General features: G+C 45.9%; 15 protein-coding genes. 4 read left to right on the top strand and 11 right to left on the bottom strand.

What is annotated here, in order from left to right; all coding sequences use genetic code 11:
- A partial coding sequence (locus BLR32_RS12450; RefSeq protein WP_143011454.1) for an HYR-like domain-containing protein occupies positions 1-2336 on the bottom strand: 2336 nt, incomplete at its 3' end.
- A 426-nt stretch (positions 2337-2762) separates the two neighbouring features.
- Here BLR32_RS12450 and BLR32_RS12445 point away from each other — a divergent pair.
- Positions 2763-3686: a Ppx/GppA phosphatase family protein gene (locus BLR32_RS12445; protein WP_089832077.1), complete on the top strand. Its 924-nt coding sequence runs from the start codon at positions 2763-2765 to the stop codon at positions 3684-3686.
- Positions 3687-3706: 20 nt separating this feature from the next.
- Here BLR32_RS12445 and BLR32_RS12440 read toward each other — a convergent pair whose 3' ends face one another.
- On the bottom strand, positions 3707-4375 hold the full coding sequence (locus BLR32_RS12440) for a dihydrofolate reductase family protein (RefSeq protein ID WP_089832075.1): 669 nt from the start codon (positions 4373-4375) through the stop codon (positions 3707-3709).
- Between the two features lie 165 nt (positions 4376-4540).
- Here BLR32_RS12440 and BLR32_RS12435 point away from each other — a divergent pair, with 165 nt between their 5' ends.
- Positions 4541-5194 (top strand): hypothetical protein, encoded by a 654-nt coding sequence (locus BLR32_RS12435; protein WP_089832073.1) that lies wholly within the window; start codon positions 4541-4543, stop codon positions 5192-5194.
- Between the two features lie 62 nt (positions 5195-5256).
- Here the strand turns inward: BLR32_RS12435 and BLR32_RS12430 are convergent, their stop codons facing one another.
- Both BLR32_RS12430 and BLR32_RS12425 read right to left on the bottom strand, forming a co-directional pair.
- Positions 5257-5712 (bottom strand): VOC family protein, encoded by a 456-nt coding sequence (locus BLR32_RS12430; protein WP_218124181.1) that lies wholly within the window; start codon positions 5710-5712, stop codon positions 5257-5259.
- A gap of 66 nt (positions 5713-5778) precedes the next feature.
- On the bottom strand, positions 5779-6627 hold the full coding sequence (locus tag BLR32_RS12425) for an AraC family transcriptional regulator (RefSeq protein ID WP_089832071.1): 849 nt from the start codon (positions 6625-6627) through the stop codon (positions 5779-5781).
- A gap of 92 nt (positions 6628-6719) precedes the next feature.
- Here BLR32_RS12425 and BLR32_RS12420 point away from each other — a divergent pair, with 92 nt between their 5' ends.
- Complete coding sequence (locus tag BLR32_RS12420) at positions 6720-7817, top strand: acyltransferase family protein (RefSeq protein WP_089832069.1); 1098 nt, start codon at positions 6720-6722, stop codon at positions 7815-7817.
- A 36-nt stretch (positions 7818-7853) separates the two neighbouring features.
- Here the strand turns inward: BLR32_RS12420 and BLR32_RS12415 are convergent, their stop codons facing one another.
- The 6 genes from BLR32_RS12415 to BLR32_RS12390 form a co-directional block, all read right to left on the bottom strand.
- On the bottom strand, positions 7854-8738 hold the full coding sequence (locus tag BLR32_RS12415; RefSeq protein WP_089832067.1) for an alpha/beta fold hydrolase: 885 nt from the start codon (positions 8736-8738) through the stop codon (positions 7854-7856).
- Positions 8739-8884: 146 nt separating this feature from the next.
- Positions 8885-10231, bottom strand: a complete 1347-nt coding sequence (locus tag BLR32_RS12410; RefSeq protein ID WP_089832065.1) for a TlpA disulfide reductase family protein — start codon at positions 10229-10231, stop codon at positions 8885-8887.
- Between the two features lie 31 nt (positions 10232-10262).
- On the bottom strand, positions 10263-11639 hold the full coding sequence (locus BLR32_RS12405) for a RagB/SusD family nutrient uptake outer membrane protein (protein WP_089832063.1): 1377 nt from the start codon (positions 11637-11639) through the stop codon (positions 10263-10265).
- Positions 11640-11650: 11 nt separating this feature from the next.
- A complete protein-coding gene (locus tag BLR32_RS12400; RefSeq protein WP_176842252.1) occupies positions 11651-14953 on the bottom strand; it encodes a TonB-dependent receptor in 3303 nt (1100 codons plus the stop codon).
- A gap of 235 nt (positions 14954-15188) precedes the next feature.
- On the bottom strand, positions 15189-16229 hold the full coding sequence (locus BLR32_RS12395; protein ID WP_089832059.1) for a FecR family protein: 1041 nt from the start codon (positions 16227-16229) through the stop codon (positions 15189-15191).
- Positions 16230-16282: 53 nt separating this feature from the next.
- Positions 16283-16855 (bottom strand): RNA polymerase sigma-70 factor, encoded by a 573-nt coding sequence (locus BLR32_RS12390; protein ID WP_089832056.1) that lies wholly within the window; start codon positions 16853-16855, stop codon positions 16283-16285.
- A 283-nt stretch (positions 16856-17138) separates the two neighbouring features.
- On the opposite strand from BLR32_RS12390, the gene BLR32_RS12385 reads away from it, so the two are divergent.
- On the top strand, positions 17139-18329 hold the full coding sequence (locus tag BLR32_RS12385) for an acyltransferase family protein (RefSeq protein WP_089832054.1): 1191 nt from the start codon (positions 17139-17141) through the stop codon (positions 18327-18329).
- An 18-nt stretch (positions 18330-18347) separates the two neighbouring features.
- Here BLR32_RS12385 and zwf read toward each other — a convergent pair whose 3' ends face one another.
- Positions 18348-19877, bottom strand: coding sequence for a glucose-6-phosphate dehydrogenase (zwf, locus tag BLR32_RS12380; RefSeq protein WP_089832052.1), 1530 nt, complete (start codon positions 19875-19877; stop codon positions 18348-18350).
- Positions 19878-20056 lie beyond the last annotated feature (179 nt).

Raw genomic sequence — 20056 nt, 5'->3', positions numbered from 1 at the left:
CCACATGCATCCTTAGCCCACCATTTACGGATCACCTTGAAGTTGTTGATGCAGGTACTATCTATTGTTTCCTGGCTGAAATGAACGCCTGGTGTTACATCACAATTGTCAGTAGCGGAGATGTTTGCAGCAGCAGGTATGTCCTTGCTACAAGTTACGTTGACATTGCCAGCGGAACCTGACAGGGCAGGCTTAATATCATCCTTGATATGAATAACCTGGCTTACTGAGTCACTGTTACCACATGCGTCAGCGAATACCCACTTACGGGTGATAGTCGAATCACAAGCAGAACCACTGCCAGTTACACTGTATACCGGTGTAACATTACCATTGCAATTGTCAGTTGCCGTCGGATTAGGCGCGGCAGGAACGTCTTTGAGACACTGTACATTGACAGTCTTATCAAAGCTGGCAGTAATTACCGGTTTGACATCGTCGTTCACAGTGATCACCTGCTTCAGGGTATCGGAAGTATTACCACACAGGTCAGTGGCCCACCACTTACGGGTGAGTTTATACTTATTGACACAGGTGCTGTCAGATACAATGGTACTGGTTTGGACGTTCAGCCCCGCTGTACAATTATCAGTGACCCCGATAACAGGAGCAGCCGGTATATTGTTAGTACAAGCGACATTTGCATTAGAGATCTGTCCCGAAAGCACCGGTTTGATAGTATCCTTGACCTGTACACCCAGGTAGCAGGTATCTTTGCGCTTTCCATCAGGTGTTGAGACAATAAGCCGGAGCTGATAGGTGCCACACTTATTTGCGGCGTTTATCAGCACTTTCTGGGTATTATTAACACCAGAGACGGTACCATCTCCTGTCACCGACCAGAGGTAAGAACCCACACTTGCCGGCGCCGGCCCGGTATACTCATTCTGAGAGCCCGGACATACAGGACCGGGGCCGGTGATGCCACATGGCGGTTTTGCATGTTCATTGACGGTAATAACCACCGTATCAAGGTCCTGGCAATTGCCGTCATCTCCTTTCACGATAAACTGGAATACACCGGTAGATGGCGGTATAAAGTCAGGATTGCCGACGTTGGGATTACTCAGACCCGTGACCGGCGTCCAGGTAAACGTGTATGTACCGTCACCTCCTGCAATAGAGGCAGAAAGATGGGCAGTATCAAGATTAGTAATAGTCTGATCACTGCCAGCGTTAACATCTACATTGTATATATTGATAGTTGTACCAGGGTTATCATGGCTGGTGAGATAGCAGGTATCTTTCATGCCTTCCCGGGTGACAATCAAGCGAAGATTAAAAGATCCGAAGGTAAATGAAGCACCAATGGGCACTACGTCTATAGTACCCAATGTCGAGTTGACAATTTTTGCATTTGCTGTATTGGCCCCAATGATACTCCAGGCATAGGTAAGGCCATTGGCATCATCAACCGTAGCAGTATATGTCAGTTTCGCCGTCTGTACACACGCATTTGCCGGCCCGGCAACACTACAGCTAGGAGGAATGAATACAGCATCTGTTTTGAGTGATCTATCCTGGTTACCGATGTTGACATCCGCTCCGTTAATGATCCATTTCTTCAGGCGCACGTGATAGGGTGAACCATTGATCGCACTGGCCGAATTGGGCTCACCCGTAACAGGGTCTTTGCCCCAGTCTACAATGCTGGCAATATGAGCACCCCATGCCAGTATAGCAGTAGATTTGAGTGCTGTAAAAGTAATATTGACCACAGTCTCTGAATTGGCTGCAGACAAACTACCCTGGGAGGCATAGGTGATATTCGTTATATCCGCATTGTATCCTGTCATCTGTTTCTCACCGGCAGGTAATGCGTTAAAACTGGTAGCAGGTTGTCCTGCAACCGGTGAACCGGTGCTCGACGGAGCTGGCATCGTAAACACATCCGTAGTTGTAAAGTAGGATGCCGGCTGAGGAGCATTGAGCAATGGATTCACTGTTTCCTGCCCATGACTAAACACATTATGAGGACTCAGACGCTGAAAATGCGTCAGGTAATCCAACGCATGTTTACTACTGTTCCTGACATCGAAACCAATGACCAGCGTATATGTCTGGTTAACGACAAGCCCTTCAAGGACGGCCCGGTAAGGCACGGAGTAGCCCTCAAGGAAATGCGCCATGTTGGCGTTGAGGTTACCATTGACCCAACTGACAGGATTTAAAGGCGTAGTTGCCTTGTCATTAGAGCCCTGATCAAGGTTGGCCGATTGGGCATAAGCCGTCAATTGCAGCAGGAGTAATAATGGCGGGATCAGCAAAATAGGTACCGGAGATCTCCGTAAAATAGCCCTAAGAATACCGCATAGGTGTAGACGTACAGCACTCATGATAGGTAAGGTTTGTTTTGGTTGATTAATGAGCCCTTTGGCAACAAGTGTTTCGGTGCGTATCAGTAATAACAGTCGGCGTTTAATTGATCAGTACAGGGACCATAAAAGCATAGGGAGTATAGTCATTTGTCACTGCTGACGAGTGGTTTTTGCATGAAATACTCTTGCGCTCTCTTGATGGCAAGCAGACAGTAGGTGGTATTCTATAGTGTGTGGCTAAAAAATGTGGAGAAAAGCAAATTGTGTTGAGACGATAGGGACTAAATCCTACTGGATTTCACTTGCAATAGTACGATTTGTTTTGAATCAAAACCAAAAAAAATGTTAAGAAAGTAAAAAAAAGAAAGGCGTATGAAATACGTTTCTTATCATTACCTCCAGTAGGATGTACTAATTTGATAGATTTGCAAAAACATAAAATTCATGAGGGCTGCTGTTATAGACCTTGGCACCAATACATTTCATCTGATCATAGGAGATCTTTCTGACAAAGACCCACAGATCCTCTATAAGACTACAGTACCAGTCCTTCTTGGCCAGGGGCGTATCAATGAGAATATGATCATTCCCGAGGCTTTTGAAAGAGGAATACGTACACTGAAAGAATTCAAAAGTATCATAGATGACCACCATGTTGATATAGTGAGAGCCGTCGCCACATCTGCTGTCAGGAACGCGGTGAACGGATCTGAATTTGTTAAAGCCGCGCATGCAGTAGGTATAGACATCCAGGTGATCTCAGGCGATGAAGAAGCCGCTTTTATATTTAACGGTGTAAGAGCACTTGGCATCATTCAGCGAAACTCTCTGATCATGGATATAGGAGGCGGCAGTACGGAATTTATCATCTGTAATGAAGATGGTCTTGTCTGGAAAAAAAGTTACGATATCGGCGCAGCCCGCTTAATGCAGGCATACTTTCATTCGGATCCTATCAGTGTTGCTGAACGCAATGCTATTGGTGATGTTCTTGATAAAACATTGGGCGACTTAAAAGCTGCCTGTGCACACTATCAACCCGAGCTACTCATCGGCTCTGCAGGCGCGTTTGAATCATTCGCCACACTTCTGAATAATGGGGATGATATCGGCGATATTGCTTCTATGCCATTGGATATAAAAGCGTATGAAGATCTGGCAGTGCGCCTGCTTGCCTCTACGCATGAGGAAAGAACGAACATGAAAGGACTGATCTCCTTAAGGGTAGATATGATTGTAATTGCAGCTATACTCACCAGCTATATCCTGGATAACATCGGCCTGAATGCCCTGCGTTTATCTACGTACGACCTGAAGATGGGTGTATTACATTCCATCAAAGATCAGATCACCAGCAATGCAGGATGATGCCTTGCTGGTGATAATGATCAATATGTTTCTTTGGCGAATTTCTCTCTTCTGGCTATCTCTGCTTCACTTGCTTCACCCAATATGAATGAGCCTAACTTAACATCTCCATCAGGCACATAACTGGTGATAATAGCACCGGTGCTGGCTATTACTGCATCCGTTAGTTTCCATTGGGCAGCCTGAGTACCATCCTTGAAAAGCTTTCGCCCTTCACCCAGCGTAATCGGAAATGTCCAGATATGCAACTCATCTATCAGGTTATTAGCCAGCAGGGTTTGTATCAGTACGCTACTACCGTGCACCAGTAAGTCAGGACCGTCCTGTTTCTTCAGCTTTTGTAATTCACTGACTGTATCGCCGGTGATCAGTTCCGAATTTTCCCAGGGAAGATCGATGGCATTACTGGAAACAACATACTTCCTGATACGGTTGAATAATCCTGCTATTGGATGGTCACTATTCTGGTAGGGCCAGTAAGCGGAGAATATTTCATATGTGCGCCTGCCCAGCAGCAGATCGAAGGGTTTAGACATAATCTGGCCCAGTTTACTGTCTGTCTGATCATCAGTGTAAGGAGACATCCAACCACCCCATTTGAATCCGCCGGAAGTATCTTCCTGAGGTCCGCCGGGAGCCTGCAATACTCCATCCATAGTCATAAATGTGCAAACAATGATCTTTCTCATGATGTGTTTGTTTGTTGTTATTGTTATACTACAAAACTACATGATAGAGGCGTTCCCGGGACGGTGTGATTGAGACAAGAAATAGGCGTTTTGCGACCAACGCTGTTGATTCAGCAATATTGAGAAATTGGTAAATTGCAGATCTTAATCATTTGATACATACCTATGATATCTCCTTCAGATAAATCTTATCAGGAAACCAAGCTGATAAAGCAGGGAAAGGCGGTGATAAACCCGGACTTTGTACCTTTAGCCGCATGGATTGACAAGACATATAATGTACAGACCATGAATATCATTTATGATGTCGTCGCCTATGACAAACAGCCTAGATTGGAAATAGTTTTTGAGAATGGTTGGGATGTGGTAAAATTTCGCCAGGCAGGTGGTTCGATTCACCAAACAGCGATCCTCCGTGTATTTGAAGCAGAAGTTAATTCTGCAGGAAAATATCGCACAGAAAATATGTTTGTGATATTTGACTCCTTTGCGTCTATTGCGATTGAGGAAGCGCATGGACATATTTCTACCTTCCAGCTAGAGCAGCTGCAGGATGCACTCCGTATTGAAGCGCTTTGGAAAATATCAGGCTCTGATGGGGGTGCTATAGTTACATTCTTTTTCTATACAGATCAACAGGTGCAGGAGAATATGGGAAATGGTGTAAAAGAAATGCTGGCTGACAGATACTTCCAGTTGTTAAAATCGCATGACGAATTCAATTACATCAAGCGGGAGAATTTTAACGTAAGCTTAGATAGCAAAGAGAATCTTGATAAGAACTATTCAGGCAGTTTGCTTTATTACTATAGGCATTGAGGGCAATGAAAGCGTTGAATGCAACCGGGACAAGCAGCGCAAGCCCCGGTTGCAAATCTCTTTTACTGTGCATGGTAATGAACAATATCTATGTTCACGCCATTAGGATCAGTGATAGCAAAATGCCGGTCGCCCCAGGGCTCATTCCGTATATCTATCTTTATGTCGACACCTTTTTGTTTTAGTTCCCGGTAAATTTTATCTACATCATCCACCTCAATGGTCAGGTAGATACCTTCGCCATTAAAGCCTTTATGAAATAGTGCTTGCTGGGAAGGGTGCTCCGGTAGTAAAAAGCTGATCTCCGCTTCATGATTGGGCGTATGCAGGAGTAGATAAAACTCGTTTTCGAATGTAACGCCAAATCCCAGTATATCCGTATAGAAGGCTCTGCTCTCAGTGAGCTTTGTGGTAACGATGCCTGCGTTCAGTTTCATTTTGTTCGGTTTTTTGTTGTTTTGCGCCTGTGTACCGGTCGCTAATAGAATGGCGGCGATCAGCAATAGTAGCTTATTCATTTCGTTTGTAGTTATACCACAAAGGTCAGGTAAACAGGATGCCAGACATTGTAAAAAACGGACAATTTATTCCCTCTCGAATGCCTTGGCCGGAGTGATGCCATACAGGTGCTTAAATTCTTTTATAAAGTGTGCCTGGTCATGATAACCGGCATCGAAGAACAGTTTATTCCGGCGAAGGCTTTGTACGGAAGGTTTCGCGCGAAGTATCTGCTGAAACCGTACAATCTTGCTGAAAGTTTTTGGTGTATCGCCGATATAGTTTTCAAACAACCGGCGTAGTTGACGGGGACTGATGCCGGTATTGATATCGTTTTCAAGATGTATCATGCCGGCGTTCTTTAAAATAATATCCAGAGCTTCATACAGCCTGTTGTCTGCATTAAAGTTTACTGTTCCCGATAATTGTAAAAACCAGTTATCCAGCATGCGTACTATATTGCTCATGGAAAGCTGGCTATGAAAGTTTTCCTGTATGAAACGCGATAGTCGGGGTGCCACAGCATTTAAAGCCTCATACCTGTTGCTGAGCTCAGCCGCATTGATGCGGAACAATTGAGGAAACATCGTTGGAAGGAAACGTACGCCCACATAATGAAAGCTGTTTCCCAATGAAAATTCCGTATACTTACTGCTAAAACCCATTACATAGTTTTCCGATGGATTACCAGGTTCAAAGTACATGTCAATACAGCCGTCGGCCACTACCCGGTAGATGAACTCATTGCTGAGTGGCTGCGTGGTTTTTAATTGCCAGTAGCAGTAGATGATATTCCGTAATTGTGCATGCGGGACATATTCCCGGTAAACGACATCTTCAGTTGAACTCCTGACAGATGGCTGTACCGGCTTATATAGCAGCTGTATGTTGGCGGGAATACCCAATAGGATTTTTGCCCAAAAATAATAAAGCATCGTGAGAATATCATCATATTCCGCCAATCAGCACAAAGGGCTTGTATATTTAGTTGCTGATGATTATTTTGCCCGCTTACTAATTTCACAATATGGAAACGGCAACAGTTGAGGCACCGAAAACGGGGACAGATCAATTAAAAACAACAAAACAACATTTTGAAATACTGGATGGTCTGAGAGGCATTGCCGCTATAGTAGTGGTGATATTTCACTTTCTTGAGATAGTATATACCGATTACAGTAAGAATTTTGCAGGGCACGGATTCCTGGCGGTAGACTTCTTCTTTTGCCTGAGCGGTTTTGTGATTGCCTATGCTTATGATGATCGTATCGAAAAGATGGGAACCGGAAAGTTCTTCCGGGCGAGGCTTATCCGCTTACACCCCCTGGTGGTGCTGGGATCTGTTCTCGGACTACTGTCGTTCCTCTTTGATCCTTTTGCAGCGGCAGCGCCTGCTTATTCCGCAGGTAAAATCGCATTGATATTTCTGATGTCAATATTGGTGATACCTTTTCCTGTAATGGAAGACAGGTTTTTTAACCTGTTTGGTATGAACGCACCCGCCTGGTCATTGTTTTGGGAGTATGTGGCGAATATTGTGTATGGCATCATATTATGGCGACTGGATAAACGCATCCTTCTGGGGCTGGCTGTCGTAGCTGCCGCATGTCTTGCCTACGCAGGTCATAGTGCGGGCAATGTGATGGGAGGCTGGGGGAAAGATACTTTCTGGCATGGTGCTGCACGCATATCATTCTCCTTCCTGGCGGGGATGCTGGTATATCGTTACCATTTCATTATTAAAAATAAGCTGGGTTTTACAGGGCTTACTGTCCTGCTGCTGGCCGCCTTACTGATGCCCTGGTTTAAGCTGAACTGGCTGGCGGAAGTGCTGGTCGTAGTCTTTTACTTTCCGCTGTTGATAGCACTGGGAGCAGGTTCACGACTCAGCCCACGCATGGAAGGAATATGCAATTTTTCAGGAAAGATCTCTTATCCGCTATACATGACACACTATGCAGTCATGTTTGCGTTTTTGCATTATTACCAGCAAAATAAACCGGACATGGCTACTATTAGCTGGATAGTGATCTGTGGGCTTATTGTGCTGATGGCTTTTGCCTATCTTGTAATGGTGTTTTATGATACTCCGGTAAGGAAGTACTTTTCTGATAAATGGAAATAGCCTGCTATTAGCAACAGGCTATTTCTCTTACTGATATTATTTGCCCAGGAAAGGGTTGATGAATGAAAGCAGTTTCGGTGTATCCATCATCAGGGTCACATGCGTAGTGCCCGGTAGGATCGCCAGCTGTGATTTTGGCAATCCGGCCATATCCCCGGAAACACCGCCACCAGCTGCACGATACATTTCTGCCTTGTGCTCCAGCGATACACCGTCGTTATCTCCCATGATGAACAGAATGGGTGATTTGATCGCCTTCACTTTATCTGCGCCAAAGTCATAATCCTGTTTACCATACTCCATATATTTGGAGAGGAAAGCTCTCCAATGCCCGGGATCAGGCGCTACTTTTTCATAAGCTGTTTTCAAGGGTGTCTGATCAAAGAACTCTGGTTTGAAAGTCTGGAAGGCATCTGTTACTTCCTTCTGCCAGCCATGATATTTGTATACAGTAGACACGAGTACCAGCTTCTTCACCATGGCAGGATGCTGTATCGCCAATGCATAGGCAACCGATCCGCCCAGGCTGTAACCCAATACATCGGCACTATCTATCTTCAGGTATTGTAACAAACCTGCTACATCATCCGCCAGGTTTTGAAAGGTAACTGGCCGGTCAATATCAGCAGTGTGACCATGGCCCTGCATTTCCAGTGCAATTACTTTGTGTGTCTTTGCCAGTTCCGGTATCAGTTGCGACCAGTTAAGATCTATGGTCATATAGGCGCCATGCAGCAGTACCAGCGGCTGTCCTTCCCCATGTATCTCATAATAGAGTTTAAGGCCATTAACAGGTGCATAACCCGATGATTTTAAGGTTTTAGGGCCTGCAGGCGCCTTCTGTGCACCCGCATTCATAACAGTAGTAATGAGGATCAGTAAGGCCAGTAAAATAGCTCTGGCTGCGTGTATTGTTTTCATTTGAATATCTTTTTGATATTGCAAACATAGCCCGGAATACAAAAAGAGAGGGTGGGGAAATTGGACTAACAGGGGGGGAATTACGACAAGAGGCTATCTGGTATTATCCGGATAGCCTCTTGCTATGATTGTAGGTTTAACGTCGTCTATCTGATCATCTCTATCATGGCAGATAATTCTTCTACTGCTGCATCATCTCCGCCACTGAAACCGGTTAGTTTAAAACGGGTATTGCCTGCTCCGTCAATGATGAACTTAGCCGGAATGCCACGCACTTTAAACTGGCTTACCACACCAGTTGTTTTATCATCCAGTAGTACCTGGAAGGTATAATTATTATCTCCGATGAACTTTTTCACGTCCTTTGACGGATCAGCTACTCTTTCCCATGTATCTATAAACAGGAACTTCACATTCGGATCATTCTTATACTTATTCACCGTTTTCTGCATAGCGGGAAAGGAGCGTTTGCAGGGACCGCACCAGGTAGCCCAGAAGTCAAGTACAAGGATCTTTCCTTTCAGGTCTGCGGTAGATACCGTATTGCCGTCCAGGTCTTTCAAGGTGAATACAGGCGCTGTTTCAGAGAGCAGTTCTTTTTTCACCCGGTCCTGTATATGTATGCGCATAGTAGCTTCCAGCTCAGCGGCAAATGCAGCATAACCTGCATCACTGCCTTTGGCGGATGCATAGATAGCAGGAAGTTTTGTTTTCACTTCGTTATCTGCCTCGCCACTGCTGATCAGTTCTGTCAGCAGTAACAGCGCGCTATCGGGCTTATTGTTGGCCGCCAGGAGCAGTGCGTAGTTCTTTTTAACATCCGCTTTGTCCCTGTTGCCACCACCGTTATAGATCATACTGGCGTATTGCAATGCCTCTGCATATTTGCGTTCGTGGTATAGCAATGTAGACAGTGCATTCAGCGCATAATAATAGTCGCCCTTTGCCATTGGATTTTTGCTGAGAGGATAGGACTTTTCTGCATCAGCCACGCCTGCCCTTATCAGCTTTTCTGCGGTAACAGTATCCTTATGGCCCAGGAATCGTGTGCCATCATGTACTTCTATGACAGCACGATACTCCTGCGATTTGATCTTATTGATCCATGCCTGGTTCTGCTTCGGATTGTTCTCTTCTGCATAAGACCAGGATATGCCTGAACGGGCATAGTCGTATACGATATCAGGACTATCTTTCGGCTCCGGAAATGCTTTGATCCATTTGTTGTAGACTTTCAGCTTTTCTGCGGAAGGCATCTGTTTGTTGACCTGCTTATTATAAAAGTCGTTGCGGGCAAAGGCGCCTTTGGGAAAACGGGCGATAGCTACTTCTACCAATGAGTCTCCCTTGCTGGAGTTATTGTTTTTATAAGCGGCCCTGGAAGCTTCCTGGTAATCCTTTTCGGTCGTCAGTGCATTTTTATCCTGTGCTGTTGCGAGTACTGCCGACAGAGATAATGCGCCGGTAAATAGTAGTCTGTGAGTTATCTGCATAAAACAGTTTAGATGAAAGTGAATAGATTAATTAGTAACCATCATTTTGTTTGAGGGCCTTGTTCTTCGCTATTTCAGTGGCGGGTATAGGTAGTAATGCTGCTGTAGATACCCAGTTGGATTTGATCGCACTAATTACTTCATTCACCTTGCCGGTACGTTTCAGATCAAACCAGCGATGCGCAAATTCACCAAACAGCTCCACTTTCCTTTCCTTCGCAACAGCGGCCAGCAGCGCATCTTGTGTAGCAGCAGTGGTGTTGTCCAGTCCTGCGCGGGTACGTACTGCGTTCAGGTCTGCCGCCGCGGCATCCAGGTTTTTCAGCTGTGCATTGGCTTCTGCACGGATCAGGTATTGTTCCGCGAGGCGTAATATCACATTGTATTCATTACCTGCTGTGGCAGTTGCGAGTTTATACTTGTTGATACGGTAAGTAGTAGTAGTACCTGATATTACGCTGTCTACCCAGGCTGTTCTCCTTTTATCGCCGCTGTCGAAAGCGCTGGCTGTAGACGGATACAGGTAATAGTTAGGAATACCTGTACTGCTGCTTGTGCGGTAGTTGCTACCCATGAAAGAGTAGCCAGTGGTAGTACCGTATTGTAAGATCACTTCATTGCTGACATTTAGAAATGCACTGTCAGGTACCGGCAGGCTGTAAGTACCAGCCCCGATCACTTCAGTGCTATAAGTAATTGCATTCTGCCAGTCTTCCCTGTACAGGTATGCACGGGCCAGGAGGGCGCTGGCAGCATACTTGTTTACCCTGGTCCTTAAAGTGCCGGTATAGGCGGCAGGAAGGGATGCTTCTGCTGTTTTCAGGTCGCTGATGATCTGTGCCCATACTGAATCAACACCGGTGCGTGGCAGGCTGCCTGTTTCCATTACATCAGAACTCAATACCAGTGGCACAGCTCCGAAGTAATTCACCAGGTAGAAATAGTTAAATGCACGGAAGAAATAAGCTTCTCCCAGTAACTGCGTTTGCAGGGAAGGAGTGAGGGTAGTGCTGGCTTTCAGTCCTTCAATAGCCAGGTTGGCCTGCCTGATAACGCCATATGGATATATCCAGAGATAGGAGGTAAGGGTACCATTGCCAGGACTGACTACCGACTGCTGGAATTCATTCATAGTAGGAGTGCTTGTAGCATAGGTATACAGTATATCGTCGGCTTCTATACCGCCTGCAAATGTTAAGTAAGGCAGACTGCCGCTTGTATTATAATAGGAATACATTGCCAGTACAGCGCTGGTGGCAGTGCCATCTTCCTTAAAAGCATCCGCTGCCGGCAGCTGGTTAGGCGCCTTGTCTATATCCACAAATTTTTCGCAGGAAGAAAACAGCAGGCTGTTGATCAGCAGCAATGCCAGTGTTATATATTTCAAAGTGTTTGTTTTATCGCTCATGTCCGGTTCTTTTAGAGTGTTAAATTAAGTCCGACTGCAATAGTGCGTAACTGCGGGAAAGCAATATACTGGCCCGTTCCAAGGTTGGAGCCTGTACCGGGTACCGTTGTTTCCGGATCAAGCGTATACTTTTGTTTCGCCCAGGTGAACAGGTTCTGCGCCCTGGCATATACAGATGCAGAGGAGATCCTCGCCTGTTTCAGCCAATCGGCAGGCAATGCATAGGTAAGACTGAGGGTCTTGAACTTGATGAAGGATGCATTGCCCCAGTTATAGTCAGAAGATGCCAGATAAGAATAAGCATTGTTATTCGTAGTAGCTGCTGCGGGGAAAGGTGCATTATCGCCTGCCTTCTTCCAGCGGTCCAGTATGGCAGTGCTCTGGTTAGTATAACCAGAACCGTAAGGACTGTAAACTGAGGTCAGGGTATTGTTGATATAACCATAGCGATGATTGAACTGGAAGGTGAAATCCAGGCTGAAGCCTTTGTAGGACAGGCTGTTGGACAAGCCACCATAATAAGGCGTACCGGTTTTCATGGGTATCATATCCGTTGAGAAGGAAATGGCCCCATCCTTATCCAGGTCCTGGATAAGCGGCAATCCTGTTGCAGGATCTACTCCCTGGAAATGATAACGCTTTGCCACATCGATCGGATAGCCGATCACATAAGTGGAAGCATAGGAAGAAGAAGCCAGGTCAGGGAATGATTTCAGCCTGTTCTTATTCAGTGTCAGATTGAAGGATGTCGTCCACCGGAAGTCGCGCGTGCTGACATTGGTGGTGTTCAGTTCAAACTCCCAGCCCCTGTTCTGCACTACGGCAGGCAGGTTACCGGTGTAAGCCGTAATACCCGTCTGACCAGCTGTTCCTACGTATACCAGCAGGTCGGTAGAACGGTTGTTATAGAAATCTGTTTTGAGCAATATCCTGTCTTTAAAGAAGCCCAGTTCCAGTGCGATGTCTGTCTTGCGGGTACTTTCCCAATGGAGGTTTGGATTGGCAATGGTGCTGGGCACCAGGATGGAAGATCCCATGTAAGCATAAAAAGAACCGCCACCGCTGTATAATGCGTTGTACTGGTAATTGCTGATCTGGTCATTACCAGTTACCCCATAGCTGGCACGCAGTTTACCAAAGCTCAGTACGGGCAGTGAGCGCATGAAATCTTCCTGCGTAAAGATCCAGGCTGCACCTATTGCACCGAAATTACCGAAGCGGTGGGAGGGACCAAAGCGGGAGGAACCATCTCTTCTGAAAGTACCGTCCAGCAGATATTTGTCCTGCCAGTTGTAATTCACCCTGGCGAATACAGCGGAGTATTTATATAGCGAATAGTTATTGCTCTGCACTGTTACAGTACCTGCGCTGCTGATGGAATTTAACAGGGACTCATTACTGTAATTGCTGCCGGCGAGGGAAATACCGGTGGATTTATTCTGTTGGAAAGTAGCCCCGGCTACTACCAGCAGCTTACCCTTGCTGATCATTTTGTTATACTCTGCAAATGGCTCTATGATATAGTTGCCATTCTGGTTGTCGGCATAATTCAGCTTATTGTCGCTGGTTCTGGTAGAGTTGACGGACCTCGCAGGGACGGCATTGGTCTGCTGTAATCTCGTCAGGCTGTATCCCAGGTTGGCTTTCAGTGTCAGTTCCTTTGTTACTTTATAACCCAGGTTCAGGTTAGTGAGGAGATTGGTGGTCGATGCATTTGACTTTTGCATCAGGTAGGCCAGGGGATTGCTGCCTATCTCCCAGTTCACTTTACCATCGCTGGTATACAGTGGAAAGTTTGTGGGAAGCGTGTAGATATTGGAAATGTCCACAACAGGCATATTGCTGCCCATATAGGCATAGTTTCCAGCGAAGCCGATACTGAATTTACCATTCAGACTGCTATGAGTGGCGTTCAGTCTTCCGGAGTAATTATTTGCACCGAAGTCGCCGGGGAATACAGTGCCCTCCTTACGGTAGGTAGAGCTGAACAGGAAGCTGTTCTGCGCATTACCACCGGAGATGGAAGCCGTTGCATTAGTCGTATGCGCGGTACCACCCAAAGCCCATTTCTGCCAGTCGGTATAGGCATTCTGATCCCATACGGTCAGGTCTTTGGCATTGCTGGCATTCGGAGTAACACCGGAATTGGCGAAAGCGTCCCGGCGCATTTGCAGGTACTCCTGTGTGTTCATCATAGGGATATAGTGGTTCACAGTACCCAGACTGTGATAAACATTCACGTTGACCTGTGTTTTGCTATGCGCCCCTTTTTTGGTGGTGATCAGCACCACGCCATTGGAGCCTCTGGAACCATAGATGGCGGTGGCGTCTGCATCTTTCAGTACATCGATACGCTCAATATCTTCAGGATTGATGACGCTGAAAGGGCTGATGCTGCCGCTGGCGCCGGAAATACCGTATGCATTCAGTGCATCGGAAGTAGGCTGACCGCCATTGAACAGTGTGAAAGGCACACCGTCTACGACATACAGCGGAACGAAGCCTGCAGACGCAGTGTTTAAACCGCGTATCTGTACACGGATACCTCCGCCGGGCAAGCCGTTGTCCTGGGTGATCTGCATACCAGCAATATGACCCTGTAAGGCTGTTAAAGGGTTGGTTACCGTTTGCCGGGAAATCTCCTGTGCTGTAATGGAGCTTACCGCTCCTGTATTACTTCTTTTGGTGGTACTGCCGTAACCGATCACCTGCACCTCATTCAGGTTGCTATAGGTAGGTTTTAACCTTACCACAAGGGAGGTTTTACCGCCTACGAAGATCTCTTCGGTGGTGTAACCGATATAGCTGAACAGGAGAATATCATTTTCCGCCACGTCAATGGAATAGTGCCCGTTCTGATCAGTGGCAGTATGCCGGCTGTTGTTTTTTAACCGTACCGTTACTCCGGGAACAGGGTTGCCCTGTTCATCGGTAACCATACCGGTAAGCTTTTTATCATCAGCATCAACAGGTGCCAGAACGGGAGCGGGCTGTTTTTTCTCCTGCAGGATCACTTTATTGCCTTTTTCGATATAGGTCAGGTTGGTACCCTGCAGTAAGAGGTCCAGGGTCCGCGCTACGGTCCGGGAAGCCTTTTCCACGTTCACTTTCCTGTCTGTATTCAACAGGGTAGAGGAATAGAAGATACTGAAGCCGGACGCTTGTTGCAGCTTTTCAATAGATGCTTTCAGATTTTCATTGTGCACTTCAAAAGTGATAACGGTGCTGGTGATGCTTTGTCCGGAAACAAGACCAGTTGCAAATAAGTTCAGGCTCAAAGCGAACAATGCACACACACACAGACTTAAACGCATAAGAAACAATAGTTGGACTCTCTGTTTACGAATGGGACAATGCGTCCCCTTTTGCAAAAGCAGGACTTTTGACATAACTTTACTGACGTTTAAAAATGATAAAAGTTTTTACTCGGAACTCCTCACTGCTTACCAGGGCCTGGGGAGTTTTTTTTGCAGTTTACTGCACTGTTTTTGGCTGATTGTTATTACTTGCTGGCCTTCATGTACCTGATTTAAGTTGAAAAATGTTGTGTTAGAAACAGCCACTGCCATCCAGTTCTACCTGACGGTCCTGCATGGTATAGGTCGTACCCATTGTCTGTGATAGGATATCCAGCACTTCCCGCAGCGTTTCTGTCCCGCTGAATCTTCCCGTGATCGGGCATTTTTCGAGCGCCGGATTCTTAAAAGAAATGTGTACATCGTATCTCCTGCTTAAACGCGCTGCCAGTTGTGCATAGGGCAATTCCTGGAATTGCATGTCTGCCTTCGTCCAGGCAATAGTACCTTCCGCCAGCGGCTGTTCCTGTTTTTTAAGGTTGGTCGTAATATCGTACACTGCCTCCTGCCTGGAATGCAGGACAGCAGTATGATTTTGTGCGTCGCTTACTTTTACGCTGCCGCTGATCACCGATACGGTGACGCTGTCGGCGGAATAGGCCTTGATATTGAAGGTGGTTCCCATTACTGTGGTCTTTACCTTACCGGTGTGGATCACAAAGGGCTGTGTTGCCCGTTGCCGGATATCAAAATAGGCTTCTCCTTCCAGCGTCAGTTCCCGCGTTTTGTGGGTATCATGGTAGGTTATGTGGCTGCCCGGACGCAGGATCACTGTACTGCTGTCCGGTAATACCACAAACTTGTTCTCTTCCGTTTGTGCGGAAGTGGTGATGTTCAGGGCAGCTAACGGCTGACTGATATGCCCGGTATTATAGGACGTAAGCCACCAGATAGTGATAGCCACAGCTGCGACACAGGCAGCGGCTAATCCGGCATAAAGACGCATCCGGCGTACAGGCGGTTGCGCCGTTTGGCCGATATGCCGGTGCAGGTGCTGCAGGATTTCCTTACCCGCCCGCTCTTCCGCTTCGGCAGATAAATATTTCCATTCAGCATCCTCATTGTGTTGCCGGTACCAGTTGTTAAGCTCTTCCTGCTCGGCAGGAGTGGCCGTTTGATCAATATATTTCTGAATAAGTGTATGTAATCTGTTTTTGTCCATATGCGGATAGTGCTGAATGGTGGCGACCTGGTATAAGCAGATCTTTTCAGCCGCTATATTAGTAAGTACCATAACATAGGGGGGACCCCTTAGCCGGCATAAAATTTTTTTGAAGGAGGAGAAAATTATCTGAAGAAGGAGAGTAGCATGACTAAGAACAGGCCTGCGTTCCGGATACCGAACCGGATGTGTTTCAGTGCTTTGGTGATATGGGCTTCTACTGTTTTTTCCGAAATATTCAGCTCCCGGGCTATCTGCGCGGTGCCTTTGCCTTCCATCCGGCTGCTTTTAAATACCTGTTTGCATTTCTCCGGCAGCTGTTCTACAATACCGTTGATGTAGTCATGGAGGAAGCGGGCATAGATCTGCTCATCATCCTGGGAGCTTATTTCGCCGAAAACATCTTTGGCGATAGTATTCCTTCGTTTCTCGCGGGTGATGGACTTAAATACAGAGAATTTGATGGCGGTAGCGAGGTATTGCGACAGTTGCCTGATTTGCAGTTCCGCCCGACGGTCCCATAGGTTAATCAGCACTTCCTGGACTATTTCCTTGGCCGCCGATTCATCCTGCGTATGATGATAGGCAATGGCCAGCAATCTGCGCCAGTAGCGGTTGTATATCTCAGTAAAGGCAGCTTCATCTCCTGTTGCCATAGAGATCAGTAACTCCTCTTCACTGAAATAACTCCTGTCCATTTATTGATTGATAAAATGATAATTATGATCAAACCAGCTGCCGGTATGGCATTATACCGTATTGTCCCTGTTCCCCTGATCTGAAGTGGTGCGCAATATTACATAAAATCTACTAAAGTTGTAGAGTATTCCTTTCCGGTTTAAAGTTAGTCAAGGGGGAAGACTAAAACAAGTAGTTATTTATGGTTACCGGGTATACCTGATATGATATTTGATTTTTATTGTATATTTGATTTGATAATATCTAGCCAACTGGAAGAGAAAGACCTTCAACACAATTTTAATGGATAAACAATCACACAACAAAGCCCATTTGCTGTATATAGATGGGCTGAGGGCTGTTGCTGCCTTATACGTCGTAATGCATCATGCGATGCTGGAATATAAGGCTGGTCCGAAGGGAATAGTACAGAAAATATTTCTTTCCTTATTCAAATCAGGGCATTATGCAGTAGACCTGTTTATTGTCATTTCCGGATTTTCTCTGATGCTGCCAGCTATCAGGCGCAATTACCAGGTGACAGGTGTATGGGAATTTTATAAAAGGCGTATCGTCAGGATCCTGCCTCCTTACTATATTGCGATGGCCCTCTCTTTACTGGCAATTTATTTCCTACTGGATGAAAAGACAGGTTCCGTATGGGATGAATGTATTCCTGTTACCTCAAAAAGCATTATCACCCATATCTTTTTAATAAATGACCTATTTATTTCCGAGGTATATAAGATCAACCACGCGTTCTGGTCTATTCCGGTAGAGTGCAGGATCTACATCTTTTTCCCTTTTTTATTGTACTTATGGAGAAGGTTTGGCCCCGGCGCATCTTTACTGACAGCTGTAGGGATCTCTGTCGTGTTGTTTATCACACTCAGGATGCTGAGGACAGTTGATCCTGGTGTCGACATGGCAACAGCAGGTGTAAATCCCTACATCATATTGTTTACGCTCGGGATGCTTGCCGCGGATATTTCCTTTTCTGCATCCAGGCTTTCAAAGTTTGCTGATAAGCTGCCATGGGGATTGTTCCTGATTGCTGCAGCTATCGCCTTTGTTTTTTATAAGAGCAGGGTTACTTTTTATTCAGATGTGAATGGTAATATAGAGAATGAAATTGTAGACGTGTTATTCGGCATCATCTGCTTTTGTTTGCTGGTGATCTGTTCCAAAGAAAAATATCAGCATTCCCGGATAGCTTTTATAGGGAAAGCGCTTTCATTTAAGCCGCTTGCATCCATGGGGATATTTGCATATAGTATATACCTTATTCATGCTCCCTTACTGCATATGATTGCGTTGTACGTGATTGCTCCCTCGCATTTGTCAGCATTTACAGCCACTGTAGTTTTGATATTGGGTGGGACCAGCCTGGTTGTTGGGGTAGCCTATTTATTCTTCTTACTATTCGAACGTCCATTCCTGCTTAAAAAGGCAGTGAAGGCTGAAAATAAACAGAGGATGCCTGCACATGTGTAAGGCATCCCCTGTTCTTTTTTATTGTACGCTTTTCAGATCCGGCAGTGCTTTCACTGTCTTGTTGAAAGGCAATTCATACCATTCTTTCGCATAAGGCTTCAGGAGTTTCTGCGCAGCATCAGGTCCGCAACTGCCTGCCTTGTACATATGCAGGTCCTTTTCAGGATATTTCTTCCAGGCATCGATGATTGGCATCACCACCTTCCAGGCTGCCTCTATCTGGTCTGCACGCATGAACAGGGTAGCATCGCCATGTAAAACATCGAGCAGCAGTGCTTCATATGCTTCAGGAATCGTTTCCGTGTATGATTCTTTGTAGGTGAAGTCCATTTCTACCGGTTTCAGTTTCATCTGCAGGCCGGGGATCTTGCTTTCGAACAGCAGGCTGATTTCCAGTTCCGGTTGAATGCTGATGATCAGGCGATTGGGAACGATATCGTCCCTGAATATCTTGTGTGGACTGTCCTTGAACTGGATCACCACCACAGATGATTGTGCCGGCATGGACTTACCGGTGCGCAGGAAGAAAGGCACCCCTTCCCAGCGTTTGTTGTCGATGAATAATTTAGCCGCTACAAAGGTTTCGGTGAAGGAGGAGGAGGAAACATGTTCTTCCTGACGGTAAGCTGGCCTCAGATCATCGTTGATCATGCCCGCAGTGTACTGTCCGCGTACCACGTTCTTAAACACCTCTGCGTTGGTATAAGGCCTTACACTCTTCATCACTTTCGTTTTGGCATCACGGATCTGCTCTGATTTGTAGGCGCCGGGACATTCCATCCCCACAATACAAAGCAGTTGCAGCAGGTGATTCTGGATCATATCGCGTAAGGCGCCGCTGCTATCGTAATAGCCGCCACGTTTGCCTACACCCACCTGTTCAGACACGCTGATCTGGACGTGATCAATGTATTTTTTATTCCACAGTGGTTCAAACACATAATTGGCAAAGCGGAAAGCCATGATATTCTGTACGGCTTCTTTACCCAGGTAGTGATCAATACGGTAGATCTGTTTCTCTGAGAATCTCTTCCCCAGGAAACGGTTCAGTTTTCTGGCAGTATCCAGGTCTGTACCAAATGGCTTTTCCACTACAATACGGTCCAGGTTTTCCTTGTTACACAGGTTGTGTTGGTATAATGCATCCGAAATAGTCTCAATGAAGCGGGGCGCAACGGCAAAATAATACACCCTTGAAATAGTCTGTCCTGCTTCCTTTTCAAAAGATTTTATCTTTTCATTAAGGTTGCCGTAAGTTTCCTTTTTCAGAAAATCACCCTGTAAGTAGAAAAGTCTGGCTGCAAATTCATTCCATTTCTCTATTTCCGCAGCACCGTTCCTGCTGAATTCATTTACGCCGGATAACATATCCTGTCTGAACTCGTCCTGGTTTACTTCAAGGAAGTCCACGCAGATGATGTTAAATGCCGGTGGCAGGTGGTTATCGGTAAAAAGATTATACAGTGCGGGTATGAGCTTTCGTTTCGTCAGGTCGCCTTTCGCCCCGAAGATGGTAATAGCCGCGGGGTACTTTTTTACTTGTTTCATATATTGCTGAGCTTTAAAGCATTAATTTAGGTAAAATAAGTCATTCGTCAGGTTCCAATTTCACTGTTTCTTTTGGATATTTTACGGTTATATCAGATAGTGTCATGTTCGGGTTGTTGTTTAGCGTATCAGGTTGCTGCTACTACATGTAACCATAACAGTGATAATATCAGAAAAAA

The sequence above is a fragment of the Chitinophaga filiformis genome, from assembly GCF_900102545.1.
GTDB lineage: Bacteria > Bacteroidota > Bacteroidia > Chitinophagales > Chitinophagaceae > Chitinophaga > Chitinophaga filiformis.
Note: the sequence above shows the minus strand (reverse complement) of the source record. Positions and strands in the feature narration are given on the sequence as shown.